At 74.9% G+C, this 13,128-nt stretch carries 14 protein-coding genes and 1 pseudogene; 7 read left to right on the plus strand and 8 right to left on the minus strand.

Translation table 11 applies throughout. The annotated features are described in order from the left end of the window. Positions 1 to 103: 103 nt before the first annotated feature. From Pdca_RS12725 to Pdca_RS12745, 6 genes and pseudogenes are all read right to left on the minus strand, one after another. Positions 104 to 1,012: a universal stress protein gene (locus Pdca_RS12725; protein ID WP_158092068.1), complete on the minus strand. Its 909-nt coding sequence runs from the start codon at positions 1,010 to 1,012 to the stop codon at positions 104 to 106. 116 nt (positions 1,013 to 1,128) lie between these two features. Then, entirely contained in the window at positions 1,129 to 2,109 is a 981-nt protein-coding gene (locus Pdca_RS12730) for a phosphotransferase family protein (protein WP_085911517.1), read from the minus strand. A gap of 70 nt (positions 2,110 to 2,179) precedes the next feature. Next, on the minus strand, positions 2,180 to 3,097 hold the full coding sequence (locus tag Pdca_RS36855) for a GlxA family transcriptional regulator (RefSeq protein WP_232021672.1): 918 nt from the start codon (positions 3,095 to 3,097) through the stop codon (positions 2,180 to 2,182). A gap of 297 nt (positions 3,098 to 3,394) precedes the next feature. Further along, positions 3,395 to 3,709: pseudogene (locus Pdca_RS36860) on the minus strand (MerR family transcriptional regulator); the annotation flags it as partial. Beyond that, positions 3,696 to 4,064, minus strand: a complete 369-nt coding sequence (locus Pdca_RS12740) for a hypothetical protein (protein ID WP_085911321.1) — start codon at positions 4,062 to 4,064, stop codon at positions 3,696 to 3,698. The gene Pdca_RS12740 and the pseudogene Pdca_RS36860, both read right to left, overlap by 14 nt. An 87-nt stretch (positions 4,065 to 4,151) precedes the next feature. After that, positions 4,152 to 4,403 (minus strand): hypothetical protein, encoded by a 252-nt coding sequence (locus Pdca_RS12745; RefSeq protein ID WP_085911322.1) that lies wholly within the window; start codon positions 4,401 to 4,403, stop codon positions 4,152 to 4,154. 128 nt (positions 4,404 to 4,531) lie between these two features. On the opposite strand from Pdca_RS12745, the gene Pdca_RS12750 reads away from it, so the two are divergent. The 3 genes from Pdca_RS12750 (at position 4,532) to Pdca_RS12760 (ending at position 7,189) form a co-directional block, all read left to right on the plus strand. Continuing rightward, complete coding sequence (locus Pdca_RS12750; protein WP_085911323.1) at positions 4,532 to 5,230, plus strand: GOLPH3/VPS74 family protein; 699 nt, start codon at positions 4,532 to 4,534, stop codon at positions 5,228 to 5,230. A 148-nt stretch (positions 5,231 to 5,378) separates the two neighbouring features. Next, on the plus strand, positions 5,379 to 6,503 hold the full coding sequence (locus Pdca_RS12755) for a sensor histidine kinase (RefSeq protein ID WP_125911382.1): 1,125 nt from the start codon (positions 5,379 to 5,381) through the stop codon (positions 6,501 to 6,503). Continuing rightward, positions 6,500 to 7,189 (plus strand): response regulator, encoded by a 690-nt coding sequence (locus Pdca_RS12760; protein ID WP_085911325.1) that lies wholly within the window; start codon positions 6,500 to 6,502, stop codon positions 7,187 to 7,189. Before Pdca_RS12755 ends, Pdca_RS12760 begins: the two co-directional genes overlap by 4 nt. Positions 7,190 to 7,247: 58 nt before the next feature. On the opposite strand, the gene Pdca_RS12765 is transcribed toward Pdca_RS12760, so the two are convergent. Further along, on the minus strand, positions 7,248 to 8,018 hold the full coding sequence (locus Pdca_RS12765) for a DUF3152 domain-containing protein (RefSeq protein WP_197719979.1): 771 nt from the start codon (positions 8,016 to 8,018) through the stop codon (positions 7,248 to 7,250). Positions 8,019 to 8,126: 108 nt separating this feature from the next. Here Pdca_RS12765 and Pdca_RS12770 point away from each other — a divergent pair, with 108 nt between their 5' ends. After that, complete coding sequence (locus Pdca_RS12770) at positions 8,127 to 9,278, plus strand: DUF3500 domain-containing protein (protein WP_085911326.1); 1,152 nt, start codon at positions 8,127 to 8,129, stop codon at positions 9,276 to 9,278. A gap of 5 nt (positions 9,279 to 9,283) precedes the next feature. On the opposite strand, the gene Pdca_RS12775 is transcribed toward Pdca_RS12770, so the two are convergent. Continuing rightward, positions 9,284 to 9,793, minus strand: a complete 510-nt coding sequence (locus Pdca_RS12775; RefSeq protein WP_085911327.1) for an Lrp/AsnC family transcriptional regulator — start codon at positions 9,791 to 9,793, stop codon at positions 9,284 to 9,286. Positions 9,794 to 9,909: 116 nt separating this feature from the next. Between Pdca_RS12775 and Pdca_RS12780 the strand changes: the two genes are divergently transcribed. The 3 genes from Pdca_RS12780 to manD are packed head-to-tail and all read left to right on the plus strand — an operon-like array spanning position 9,910 to position 13,126. Then, positions 9,910 to 10,920 carry a LacI family DNA-binding transcriptional regulator gene (locus Pdca_RS12780; RefSeq protein ID WP_085911328.1) on the plus strand — a complete coding sequence of 337 codons (1,011 nt, stop codon included), beginning with the start codon at positions 9,910 to 9,912 and terminating at the stop codon, positions 10,918 to 10,920. Then, complete coding sequence (locus Pdca_RS12785) at positions 10,917 to 11,909, plus strand: 2-hydroxyacid dehydrogenase (RefSeq protein ID WP_085911329.1); 993 nt, start codon at positions 10,917 to 10,919, stop codon at positions 11,907 to 11,909. The genes Pdca_RS12780 and Pdca_RS12785 overlap by 4 nt, the downstream gene beginning before the upstream one ends. Then, complete coding sequence (manD, locus tag Pdca_RS12790; protein ID WP_085911330.1) at positions 11,906 to 13,126, plus strand: D-mannonate dehydratase ManD; 1,221 nt, start codon at positions 11,906 to 11,908, stop codon at positions 13,124 to 13,126. Before Pdca_RS12785 ends, manD begins: the two co-directional genes overlap by 4 nt. The last annotated feature ends 2 nt before the right edge of the window (positions 13,127 to 13,128 follow it).

Genomic DNA, 13,128 nt, shown 5'->3' on the forward strand with positions numbered 1-13,128 from the left:
GACCGGCCCGCCGGCGGCGCCGGATCGCCCCGCTCGGTCCCGCCCCTGTTCGCGGCCCGCTCCGCCGTGCGGCGGGGGCGGGCGGGTAACCGGGCCTGGTGGGTCAGGGCTGGATCCCGGACACGTCCGACGGGGGTGGCCCGGTGAGGACGGCGACCGGGCAGTGCGCGTGGTGCAGCACCGACCGGCTGATCGAACCGAGCAGCATCCCGGTCACCCCGCCGTTGCCCCGGGACCCGACGACCAGCAGCTGCGCCCGCTGCCCGGCCTCCAGCAGGGCCTGCGCGGGATGCCCGCGTACCAGCTCGGTCTCGATCGGCACGTCCGGACGGGCCTGCCGAGCGGGCAGCACCGACTTCTCCAGCTGGCGCCGCTCGTCGTCCTCGACGCCGTCGGACCGGACCAGCTCCAGCACATAGGGGTCGATCCGGTCGTGGCTCCACGCCCGCACCGCCAGCACGGAGGTGCCCAGGCGGGCCGCCGACTCGACGGCGTACCGCAGCGCGAGTGCGCCCTCCGGGGAGCCGTCGACGCCGACCACCACCGGACCGTCCGGCACCCCCGCGCCGCGGACGACGACCACCGGGCACGGCGCTGCCGCCGGCAGTGCCATCGAGACCGAGCCGGTGAGCAGCCCGACGAACCCGCCGCGGCCGCGGCTGCCCAGCACCAGCAGCGCCGCGGCGCCCGCCTCGTCGAGCAGCGCCCGCTTGGGCGATCCGACCAGGAGATCGTGGGTGACGGTCAGGTCCGGGGCGAGCGCGTGCGCCTGCGCCGCGGCGCCGGTCAGCTCCTTGCGCAGGTGCTCCAGCAGCACGTCGCGGTCACCGTCGGGGAGCACCCCGGCGGCGGCGGGCGGCCGGTAGGCCGACCACTCGAGCACCCCGACCAGCCGCAGCGGAGCGCCCCGGCGCATCGCCTCCCCGGCTGCCCAGCGGACGGCGCCCAGCGCCGACTCCGATCCGTCCACGCCGACGACGACCGCCGGCACCTCCTGCCCGTCCACCGTCACGGTCGTCTCCCTCCGGCCACCCAGGGTTCTCACTCGGCCCCGACCGTCACAGACCGTGCCGCTGCGGGACAGGGACATCCGGACCGCGACCGGGGGACGGAGGTCCCGCGGGCCGGTCAGCGGTCCAGCGCGGCGAGTGTCTGGAGCAGGCCCTCCCAGGCGGTCCGGCTGTCGGCGTCGTCGCTGTGCGGGGCGCGGAACCAGCGCAGGAACTCGCCCAGATCGGCCAGCGTCCAGCGCAGCCCGTACAGCTCGAGCGCGACCGGATCGGGCCGGACGCCGGTCAGCTCGGTGTACGCGGCGAGCTCGGCCGGGTCGTCCGAGACGACGGCGAGGTCGCGCTCGGGGACGCCCAGCCCGACGGTGTCCCAGTCGATCAGGAGGTAACCCTCGCCGACGTCGAGCAGGTTCCCCGGGTGCGGTTCCCCGTGCGTGACGACGGCCGGGCGGCCACTCGTCGTGAGTTGGTGGGTGAGCGCGTCGGCCTCGGCCAGCCGTGCCCGGATCGCGTTCGCGTGGGTGACGACCGCCTGTCGCGCGGGCTCGGAGAACGGGCCGCCGCTCCAGGACACCTCCTGCTCGGCGAGCGCCTCCTCGATGAGGTTCCGGTCGGGGACGGTGGGCGAGTGCCGCGGGGTGACGGCCGGCGCGGCGGCGGCGTGCAGCCGGGCCAGCAGCGCGAGGACCGCGTCGCGGCCGCCGGGGGACAGCTCGGTGTGGAATTCCTGGGCCGGCGCGTCGACGTGCTCGAACACCGCGAGCGCCCAGCGGCCGTCCAGGTCGGTGACGATCTCGCCGCCGCCCGGGGGGACCGGCGCGAGCACGAACTCGAGCCCGGCCGCGCGAAGCTCGGCCGCGGTGCGCAGGGCCGCCCGGTAGCCGTCGAGAGCAGCGGCGGGGGTGTGGCCGCACTGCGGCTTGTCGGTGAGATCGGAGATCTTCGCGAACCATCGGCTGCCGTCGGCGCCGGTCACGGCCCAGTGGTAGTCACCGAAACCGACCGGGCGGTAGCGGAGCTCGCGCGCGTCGATGCCGTGATGGTGCGACAGCGCGGAGCGGACGTCCTCGTCGTCGAAGCCCTTCGGTCGCTGTTCCATGCGGGGATCCTGCCCGACCGCGCCGGATTCCGCGCCGGATTCCACTCGGTCTGCTCGTCGGGCACGGCCCTCAGCTGCCGCAGAAGGTTCGGCGGTAGGCGGCCGGTGCGACGCCGAGCTGCGCGGTGAAGTGCCTGCGCAGGGCGGTGGCGGTGCCGAACCCGCACCGGACGGCGATCCGCTCGATCGACTGGTCGCCGAGTTCGAGCAGCTCGCGGGCCCGCTCCACCCGTTGCCGCAGCAGCCACTCCAGCGGGCTGAGCCCGGTCTCCTCGCGGAACCGGCGGGTGAGGGTGCGGACACTGACGTGCAGCCGGGCGGCCAGCTCGTCGAGCGACAGCGGCCGGTCGAGGCGTTCGAGCATCCACGCGCGCAGCCCGGCGGTGCCGGTCCCGGATCCCACCGGTGCGACCGGGCGGGCGACGTACTGCGCCTGGCCGCCCTCCCGGTAGGGCGGCACCACGGTCCGGCGGGCCACGTCGTTGGCGACGGCCGCCCCGAAGTCCCGGCGGATCAGGTGCAGGCACAGATCGATCCCGGCGGCCTCACCGGCGGCGGTGAGGATCCGGCCCTCGTCGACGTAGAGCACCCCGGGATCCACCTCGACCTGCGGGAACCGGCTGCGGAAGCGGTCCGCGGAGAGCCAGTGCGTGGTCGCGCGCCTGCCGTCGAGCAGGCCGGCCGCGGCCAGCGCGAAGGCCGCGGTGCAGATCGAGACGATCCGGGTGTCCGGTCCGATCGAGGCGAGCGCCGCGCCGAGACCACCGTCGAGGACCTCCGGGCCCTCGTCGTTCGGTGCGTGCGAGCCGAGCACGACCACGGTCCCGGCGGTGGCGAGGATCTCCGGCCCGTGCCCGACGACGATCCCGAAGTCGCCGTCGGTGCTCACCGGTCCCGGTGCCAGCGCGCAGGTCCGCACCCGGTACAGCGGGTCGCCCGCCGCGGACCGGGCCCCGCCGAGCAGTTGATGGACCAGTCCCAGCTCCATCGGCAGCACCCCCGGCCGGACGAGTACGGCGACCTCGTGCCGCCCGTCGGCGTCGGCGGCCGGGCCGGGATGCGGACCGGCCAGGTTCGGCGCCGGGTTGCCGTCGAGCAGCGCGTCGAGCGCACCGGTCACCGATGGGCAGTCCCGCAGCGGGTTCGCCACCGGGCAGTCCCGGACGTGCACCAGCACCGCTCTGGTGGCTGCGGCCCGCGCGCCGAGCCGGTCGAGCTCGACGACCCGGTCGGCGATCGCGTCCCGGCGGGCCGGGTCGAGCAGGGCCGGGCCGAGCAGGGCCGCGACGTCGTCCAACCCGAGGCCGGTGCCCTGCACCGCGCGCAGCAGGGCCAGCTCGCGCAGCTCGGCACGGCCGTAGCGGCGGCGGCCCCGGTCACGGCTCGCCGGCCGGACCAGATCGCGTTCGTCGTAGTAGCGCAGGGCCGACACCGTGGTTCCGAGCAGCCGGGCCGCTTCGTCGATCGGGACGAGCGACTCGCTCAAGCCCGCTTGAGCCTCCATGGTGTCGAGGATGGCCGATTCCGGGCCGCCGTGCACCCGGCAGGAGAGGCGTGTGGTGCCGGTGTGGGCCCCGGCGGCCCCGTTACCGGAGGGCATCGCGCGGCGGGAGGTCGCGGTCGCGCCGCTCCTCGGCACCCCACAGGCCGGGGATCAGCGGTGCTGCCAGCACCGTGATCGCGGCGGTCATCATCATCAGCGGCACCGAGCGGGCGCCGAGCGTGACGGCCGCGACGATCGGGCCGCCGATCACCACCAGGGCGGTCGCCGCCGCCCGGAGCGCCGCGGTGTGCGCGGTCAGGGGCAGGCGCAGCGGACGGACCGCGCGGGCGGCGATCAGCGCGGCAGCGCAGGCGAGCAGGGCGAGCGCCGCGGTCACGGTGGCGGGGAGCGTCGTCAGGATGGTCAGTGCGGCGACCGTCAGGACGGTGGCGGCGACGGGAAGTCTGGTCATGACCGGAAGTCTGGGGCGGCCACGAGGGAGTCGACAGCGTCCGCAACGACACCGTTCGAACGGATCCGGCCAGATGTGCTGTGGGGGTCAGCGGCGCAGTTGCTCGCTGAGTTCGCGCAGCACCGCGGTCTGCTCCCGGACGGCCACGATCAGCGCGGCGATCTGGTCGTCGCCGTGTCGCATCTCCTGGTAGAGCGCGCTCACCGCGTAGGCGGTCGCGGCGGTGTGGCCGTCGGTGGCCTCGCTGTAGTCCTTCGCCCGATCGGCGGACGAGAGGAGCTCGAGGGCGTGTTCGATGACGTGCTGTCCGCTCTCGCGGTGACTCTGCGGCTGTGTCATGTCCGAATTGTACCTATCCGGGTGATCGACGAGTGCGACTTCCGTTGCGGCGCCGGCGACCTTCGCAGGGTGCGGTACCGGTGCCCGGCCCGGCAGCCTCGGTTGCGCCGAGCGAGAGGGGCTGACGGATGGACCCGAGCGGAACAGCGAGCGGGCCGACCGGCGGGTCGACCGGTGGATCGAGCGGCGGGCCGACCCTGCCGGAGCTGCTGGCCCTGGTGTTGCTCGATCCCGCCACCGGCCGGTTCGTGGTCGATCGGCAGCGCACCGAGCGTGCGTTGGCCGGAGCGGTGCTGCTCGATCTGGCGGCCCGCGGGCGGCTGGAGACCGACGAGCGGCCCCACCCGCGGTTGCGTCTGGTCCCCGGCCCGGTCACCGACGTCGTCACCGAGCGGGCGGCCCGGCTGCCGTCCGGCTGGTTCCCGGCCCGTCGTGGGGTGAGCAGACTGGTTCCTGGTCTGCGGCCGGCCGTGCTGGACGTGCTCGCCGGCAGCGGCCACGTCGATCGCGAGCCCGGTGGGTTCCTGCGGTTCGCCCGGTGGTGGCCGGATCCGGTGCTGCGCGACAGGCTGCTGGCCGGGGTGAGCGCCGCGCTGCGCGACGGTGTCGCCGTCGACACCCGGCTCGCCGGTCTGGTGTCACTGCTGCACGCCGTCCGGGCCGAGCACCGGGTGCTCGACGGGCGGCGGCGTGAGCTGCGCGAGCGGGCCCGGGTCGTCGCCGACGGCGACTGGGCCGGGCCCGCGGTGACGGCGGCGGTCCGCGAGGTCCAGGCCGTCACCGCTGCGGTCGCGGCCTCGGCGGCGACCGCGGGGGGAAGCTCGTGATCCGGTGCGGGGCCGGGACGGGACGGGGAAGGTCCTGAAACGGGGATCCGGCGCGGTGGCCGGGCGCGGGGTACCGGGGGGTCTCCGCGTCCGGCCGCGGTGGGGGGAACGTGCTGGACAGCTGCGGCGCGCCGCCTATGGTCGACGGGTGCCGGTCCGACCCTCCGTGATGTCGGCGATCCTGATGATCGCCGTCACCGCCGCGGGGCTGAGCATCGGCGAGACGCGCGAGATCACGGGCCCGGTGCAGATCCTGCAGCTGGTCGCCGGCGCCGCCGCGATCGTCACGATCCCGTGGCGGTACCGGTACCCGCGGGCGTTCGGGCTGGTCGCGGTGCTCTCGGCGAACGTGTCACCGCTGACCAGCTTCCTGCCGCTGGTCGGGGTGTTCGTCGTGGCGACCCGGCGCCGGGTGCTCGAGACGGTCCTGATCACGGTGCTCGCCGTCGTCGGTGCCGCGGTCAACTTCGCCGCGATCCCGGACTGGCAGACGATGTGGGCGATGCTCCTCGGGGCGACGACGCTGCTGGTCACCTCGGTCACCGCCGGCCTGTTCACCGGCACCCGCCGGGCGATGGTCGACGACCTGCGCGAGCGGCTCACCCGGGCGGAGGTGGACCGGGCGCTGCGTGACGAGCAGGCCCGGATCGCCGAGCGCCGGCGGATCGCGGGGGAGATGCACGACCGGCTCGGGCACCGGTTGTCGCTGCTGTCGGTGCACGCGGGCGCGCTCGCGCTGCGCACCGACCTGTCCGCCGAGACCGTGCGGGAGAGCGCACAGGTGTTGCGCGACACCACACACCGGGCGATGGAGGACCTGCGGACCATCGTTCAGGTGCTGCACGACCCGCCGTGCGACGAGATCGAGGACACCGAGGACCTGACCGCGGTCGAGGCACTGGTGTCCGAGGCACGTGCGGCGGGTGCCGACGTGTCGCTGCGGTCGACCGCACTGCTGATGGTGGCCCCGCCGGGCAGGCCGCTGGCCGGGGTCGCGTACCGGGTGGTGCGCGAGGGCCTGACCAACGCGGCCCGGCACTCGCCGGGCGCGCCGGTGGAGGTGGTGCTCGACGGCCGCCCGGGCCGCGATCTCACCGTCACCGTCACCTCCGGCTGCACCGGCGACCTGCCGGCACCGGAGGGCGCGGGGACCGGACTGGTGAGCCTGCGCGAGCGGGTCGAGACACTGACCGGCGGCACGTTGGCGCACGGCCCGCTGCCGAGCGGGTACCGGCTGCGGGCGGCGCTGCCGTGGCGGAAGGAGAGCGCGTGAGTCCCGATCCGGAGATCCGGGTGTTGCTGGTCGACGACGACCCCCTGGTCCGGGCCGGTCTGCGGGTGATGCTCGACGGACACGTACTCGCCGGCGCGGGGACGCCGCGGCGGATCACGGTGGTCGGCGACGCCGGCGACGGCGACGAGGTCCCGGCGGCGGTCCGGGCCGGGCAGCCGCACGTGGTGCTGATGGACCTGCGGATGCGACGGGTGAACGGTGTCGTCGCGACCCAGAAGCTGAACGCGGAGCCGGACCCGCCGACCGTCGTCGTGCTGACGACGTTCGACGCCGACGAGCACGTCGTGCGGGCGCTGCGGGCGGGGGCCAGCGGATTCCTGCTCAAGGACGCCGCGCCGGAGGGGATCGTCGAGGCGGTCCGGGCCGCCGCCGATGGTGACGCGGTGCTCTCCCCGGCGATCACCCGCAGGCTGATCGGCATCGTGAAGGGCGGCTCCGGGCCGGTGGACCGGCGCCGCGCCGCCCGCTCCCGGCTGGACCGGCTCGCCGAGCGGGAACGCGACGTCGCCGAGGCGGTCGCCCGCGGCGGGTCGAACGCCGACATCGCCGAGGAGCTGCACATGTCGGTGGCGACGGTGAAGTCGTACGTGTCGAAGCTGCTGCGCGAGCTGGGTCTGGACAACCGGGTACAGATCGCGCTGCTGGTGCGCGACGCGGGCGACTAGGACGGGGATCCGGGTTCCGGCGTCCGCCCGGAGTGCCGGCCGATCGGGGCGGGACCGATCAGCGCGGCCATGGCTGGGGCGTGCAGCCCTTGAGCCCGAGGGTCTGCTGCTGCATCACCGGGGCCGGGCGGCCCGGCCCGGGGCAGGGCTCGTGTCCGTGCCCGAGCCAGTGCCCGACCTCGTGGTTCACCAGGTAGCGCCGGTAGGCGGTCAGGTCGTGGGCGTACTCCGGGGTGCCGGTGACCCAGCGCTCCAGGTTGATCACGACGCGGTCGCCGTTGCGGCAGGACAGGCGGCCGACGGTGTCCAGCGGCAGGCACAGCCGGTCGGCGAGATCGGGGGTGGCGAGCACGATCCGCAGCGGTGCCGGGCCGTCGGTGCGCGCGAAGCCGACCGAGCCGTCGCCGCCCCAGGAACGGGGATCGTCGAGCACCGCGGAGACGAACCCGGCGAACGTGGTGCCGTCGACGTCGACACCGCGCTCGATCTCTATCCGCATCGGGACGGTCCGTGCACGGCCGGCGGGCGCGTCGTCCGCACCCGGGACGACGACGAGCTCACCGGTCTCCGACCGCGGCACCTCCCGGCTGCGCACGCCCGCCGCGACGTCGGCCTCGGACAGGGCCGGTCGGGCCGGTCCGGCGGGTCCGGGCGATGCCGGTGGTTCGGGTGGTGCCGCCGTCGCCTCGCCGAGCGGCGGCCCGGGTGCCGGACCGGGATGGTCGTGGACGGAGTCCGATCCGCAGCCCGCGAGCACGGTCAGCGCGGCGAGCAGCGCGATGGTGCCGGTGCGGGCCGACCGGGCACCGGCCCGGATGAGGTGCGGCACGCGGGCAAGGGTGACAGAGCCGGACCGGCCGCACGACTCGGCTCGCCCCTGCCCGCCGTCGCGCGTCTCGGTGGGTGCGGCGGCTCGGAGGTGGCTACCGTCGGCGGCATGAGCGATGCGGCGGGCACCCGCGCGACGGCCGGCGCGATGGCCGAGGCGGCCCGGGACTGGCTCGGCACGCTCGACGCGGCGCAGCGCGAGCGGGCCACCGGGCACGTCCCGACCGGCGACGGTGACACCGACGCCGAGCGCAGGCGCTGGTTCTACACCCCCACCGACCACGGCGGGCTGACCTTCCACGAGCAGCTCCCGCCGCAGCAGCGGGCCGCGATGAAGCTGGTCGGGTCGGGGCTGTCCCGGGCCGCCTACGTCACCGTCGTGACGGTGATGGGCCTGGAGAACGTGCTGGACCACAGCGAGGGCTTCGTGACGATGTTCGACCGCACCCGCGGTCGGGATCCGCTGATGTACTACCTGCGGGTGTTCGGCGAGCCCGGCGGCACCGGGGCATGGGGCTGGCGGTTCGGCGGGCATCACGTGTCGATCAACATGCTGGTCGTCGACGGCGAGGTCGTGGCGACGACGCCGTGCTTCCTGGGCGCGGACCCGGCCACCTCGGAGCTGCTGGGGGACACCACGCTGCGCCCGCTCGGCCGGGTCGAGGACCTGGCCCGCGATCTCGTCCGGTCGCTGCCGGCGGAGCTGCGCGGGAGCGCGGTGCTGCTGGACAAGGCGCCACCGGACGTCGTCGCGGCGAACCGGGCCGATCCGCAGGAGGGTGACAACTGGATCCCGCTGACCGGGGTCTGGCGGGGCCGGTTCGGCTCGGACACCGAGCAGGCGAAGCTGGACGCGACGAGCGAGGCGATCGAGCAGCGGGCCGGGTTCACCGGCGCCGAGAAGGAGACGGTGCGGCTCTCCCGCACCCCGCGGGGCGTCCCCGCCGCGGAGCTGGACGCCGGGCAGCGCGAGATGCTGCGCGCCCTGCTCGGCACCTACCTGCGGCGGGTCCCGGAGGAGGTGTCCCCGGCCGCCCGCTACGACGACGACACGGAGCTCGACCGGGTGCACGTGGCCTGGGCCGGGTCGCTCGACGACGGCGCCCCGAACTACTACCGGCTGCAGGGCCCGCGGCTGCTCATCGAGTGGGACAACACCCAGCGCGACGCCAACCACGCGCACTCGGTGTGGCGGGATCCGTCGTCGGACTTCGGGCTGGACGTGCTGGGTGCGCACCGGGCGGCGCACCACCTGCACTGACGCGATCAGGGCCGGTAGGCGGGCGCCCGGCTCGGCCCCTCCCGGTGCCGGTCGGCGAGCAGTGGCCGCCAGCGCGGCGCGACCAGTGTGGACAGCACCACGACACTGGTGGAGCGGGCGACCAGTGGTGAGCGACCGAGCGCGAGCAGGGTCGCCTGCAGGTCCTCGTGCGACGACGCCGCGAGCCGGCAGAGCACGTCCGACGAGCCGGTCGTCGCGTACGCCTCGATCACCGCGGGGAGCGCGGTCAGTGCCTCGGTGACGTCGGCCAGCTCGCCCTGCGCGATCTCCAGCGTCACGAAGGCCTGCACCCCGTAGCCGGCCGCGTGGAGATCGACGTCCGGCCCGTACCCGGTGACGACACCGGCCCGTTCGAGGCGGTCCAGCCGCGCCTGCACGGTCCCGCGGGCGACCCGCAGCGCGCGGGACAGCTCCAGCACCCCGGCCCGCGGCCGGTCCGCCATGGCGGCGAGCAGGTCGACGTCGAGGGCATCGAGGGAGGTCGGCTCGGGCACGCCGCGGAGTGTAGGCCGGGTCGTCGCACCCGCCGTCCGACAAGCTTTGACAATATTGCGCAAGACATTGCAGGATGTGCCCGTCCCGATGCGGGGACACCACGAGGAGGAGAGCAGTGGCGCCCACCCTGACCGACGTCGCCCGGACCGCCGGTGTCGCACTGTCGACCGCCTCCCGGGTGTTCTCCGACCCGGAGCGGATCGGCGCCCGGACCCGCCACAAGGTGCTGACCGCCGCGCAGGAGCTCGGGTACACGCCGCGCGTCGTCGAGCCGGTGGTCGCGCCGCACACCAGCACGGTGGCCGCGGTCGTCCCGGACATCGCGAACCCGGTGTTCTCCCGCTTCGTCAAGGCCGCCCAGGCGCAGGGCAGGCAGGTCCGGTCCACGGTGGTCGTCGCGGACACCGACTACGACGCCGAGCGCGAGCGTGAGGTGATCGCCGACCTGCGCGCGCGGGTGGACGGCATCGTCGTGCACTCATCCCGGCTGGAGGGCGCCGAGGTGCTCGAGCTGTGCGGCGCCACACCGTCGGTGCTCGTCAATCGCGAGATCCCGGGCGGGCACTGCGTGATCGCCGACTCCACGCAGGGTCTGCGGCAGGTCGTCGACCACCTGGATGCGCTGGCGCACAAGCACATCGCCTATGTCCAGGGGCGCTCCGACTCGTGGTCGAACCTGCACCGGATCGGCCTGGTGCGCGATCTGGCCGCGGAGTACGGCTGCGAGCTGTCGCTGCTCGGCTGGCACACCGAGACCACCGACGGCGGCAGCGCCGCCGCGGCGCGGGTGCTCGCCTCCGGTGCGACGGCCGCGATCGCGCACAACGACCTGGTCGCGCTCGGCCTGATGGCCGGGGCCCGGTCGCTCGGCGCCCGGGTGCCCGACGACCTGTCCGTCGTCGGCAGCGACGACATCCCCTTCGCCGCACTGTCCGAGCCGGGACTGTCCAGCATCGCCACCCCGATGGACCGCGCCGGGACCCTCGCCATGGAGATCCTCGGCCGTGCCGCGGCCGGCGAGCGGACCGCACCGCGAGCCGTCCGGCTGTCCACCCACTTCGTCGCGCGCGGCACCACCGGCCCGGCGCCGGCCCGGTCCGCCACCGCACTGGAGGTCACCCCGTGAAGATCGTCGTCGCCGACCAGAACCTGGTCGGGATCCGCGCCGAGACCGAGGCCGCGCTGCCCGCCGGCAGCGAGATCGTCTGGTCCCCGACCCGGGACGCCGCCGACATCGCCGCGCTGGTCGGCGACGCGGACGTGCTCGTCGGCGGGCACTGCCCGGCCGAGGTCGCTACCGCCGGGTCCCGGCTGCGGCTGGTGCACGCCGCCGGTGCCGGGACCGACGGCATCGATATCGACGCGCTTCCCGCCGGCTGCACCGTCGCCAACACCTTCCATCACGAGAACTCGATCGCCGAGTACGTCGCCGCCTCGGCGGTGCTGCTGCGCCGTGGCTTCCTGAGCCAGGACGCCGCGCTGCGCCGGGGTGGGTGGCCGACCCCGGCCTACGATCCCGCCGCCCCGTGGACCGGCACGCTGCAGGAGGCGACCGTCGGCCTGGTCGGCTTCGGGCACATCGGATCCCGCGCCTGGGAGCGGTTGCGGGCCTTCGGTGCCCGCGGCGTCGCGGTCAGCAGGCGCGGCGCGATCGACGCCGCCGCCGCCGGCCTGGACTGGGCGGGCAGTACGACCGACCGGCTCGGCGAGCTGCTGGCCTGCTCCGACGTGGTCGTCGTCAGCGCACCGCTCACCCCGCAGACCGAAGGACTGATCGGCGCCGCCGAACTGACGTCCATGAAGGACTCCGCGATCCTGGTCAACGTCGGGCGCGGAGCGCTGGTCGAGGAGCGGGCGCTGTACGAGGCGCTGCGCGACGGCACGATCGGTGGCGCCGCGATCGACGTCTGGTACGGCTACCCGGCACCGGGCACGGCGCAGGCGGAGCCGTCGTCGTTGCCGTTCCGCGAGCTGGGCAACGTGCTGATGACCCCGCACAGCTCCGGCCTGACCCGGCAGACCTTCCTCGGGCGGGCCGCCGAGATCGGCGCGAACGTGCACCGGCTCGCCGCGGGGGAGCAGCCGACCAACGTGGTGGGGGTGAGCGGCCGGTGAGCACGACGGACCGGATCGTCGCCGCCGAGGTGCTGCTCACCTCGCCAGGCCGCAACTACGTCACCCTGAAGATCAGCACCGCGGACGGTCTGACCGGCTGGGGCGACGCCACCCTCAACGGCCGCGAGCTGGCCGTCGCCGCGTACCTGCGCGAGCACCTGTGCCCGCAGCTGATCGGGCGCGACCCGGCGCGGATCGAGGACACCTGGCAGTACCTCTACCGCGGTGCCTACTGGCGGCGCGGCCCGGTCACGATGACCGCGGTCGGCGCGGTCGACCTCGCGCTCTGGGACATCAAGGGCAAGGCCGCCGGACTGCCCGTCTATCAGCTGCTCGGCGGTGCCGTCCGGGACCGGGTGCGGGCCTACACGCACGCCACCGGCTGGGAGGCCGGGCAGCTGTGCGACGCCGTCGACGCGGTCCGCGAGCGCGGCTTCACCGCGGTCCGGGTGCAGAGCGGGGTGCCCGGGCTGGACTCGGTGTACGGCGTCGGCCGCGGGCCGGGCTACGAGCCGGCCACCCGGGGCACCGTGCCCGCCGAGGAGGTCTGGGACACCGCGGCCTACCTGCGGCACGTCCCCGGGGTGCTGGCCGAGGTCCGGGCGCACACCGGGCCGGAGCTCGCGCTGCTGCACGACGCGCACCACCGGCTCACCCCGATCGAGGCCGCCCGGCTGGGGAAGGCCGTCGAACCGGCCGATCTGTACTGGCTGGAGGACGTCACCCCGGCCGAGAACCCGGACGTGCTGCGCCGGGTCCGGGCACACACCACCGTCCCGCTGGCGATCGGCGAGGTGTTCTCCACCCTCTGGGAGTTCCAGCAGCTGATCACCGAGCAGCTGATCGACCACGCGCGCGCCGCGGTCACCCACTCCGGCGGGATCAGCGCGCTGCGCAGACTGGCCGCGCTGGCCGACGTGTGGCAGGTGAAGGTGAGCCCGCACGGCCCGTCGGACGTCTCGCCGATCGCGATGGCGGCGAGCCTGCACGTCGCGCTGGCCACGCCGAACCACGGGATCCAGGAATACATGGGCTACCCCGAGCAGGTGCACGAGGTGTTCCGGCACGACTGGAGCTGCACCGGGGGTCACCTGCATCCCGGTGACGCACCCGGCCTCGGTGTCGACGTCGACGAGGCGCTCGCCGCCCGCTCCGGCTACGAACCCGCCCTGCTGCCCGTCGCGCGCCGCCGTGACGGATCGATGACGGACTGGTGACC

This window comes from Pseudonocardia autotrophica, from assembly GCF_003945385.1.
GTDB lineage: Bacteria > Actinomycetota > Actinomycetes > Mycobacteriales > Pseudonocardiaceae > Pseudonocardia > Pseudonocardia autotrophica.

Bases quoted from the DNA above. Each gene is read 5' to 3' on its own strand.
- Pdca_RS12750 (WP_085911323.1), top strand. From the start codon at position 4,532: ATGGACCCGAGCGGAACAGCGAGCGGGCCGACCGGCGGGTCGACCGGT.
- Pdca_RS12730 (WP_085911517.1), bottom strand. From the start codon at position 2,109: ATGGAACAGCGACCGAAGGGCTTCGACGACGAGGACGTCCGCTCCGCG.
- Pdca_RS36855 (WP_232021672.1), bottom strand. From the start codon at position 3,097: ATGGAGCTGGGACTGGTCCATCAACTGCTCGGCGGGGCCCGGTCCGCG.
- Pdca_RS12745 (WP_085911322.1), bottom strand. From the start codon at position 4,403: ATGACACAGCCGCAGAGTCACCGCGAGAGCGGACAGCACGTCATCGAA.
- Pdca_RS12770 (WP_085911326.1), top strand. From the start codon at position 8,127: ATGAGCGATGCGGCGGGCACCCGCGCGACGGCCGGCGCGATGGCCGAG.
- Pdca_RS12740 (WP_085911321.1), bottom strand. From the start codon at position 4,064: ATGACCAGACTTCCCGTCGCCGCCACCGTCCTGACGGTCGCCGCACTG.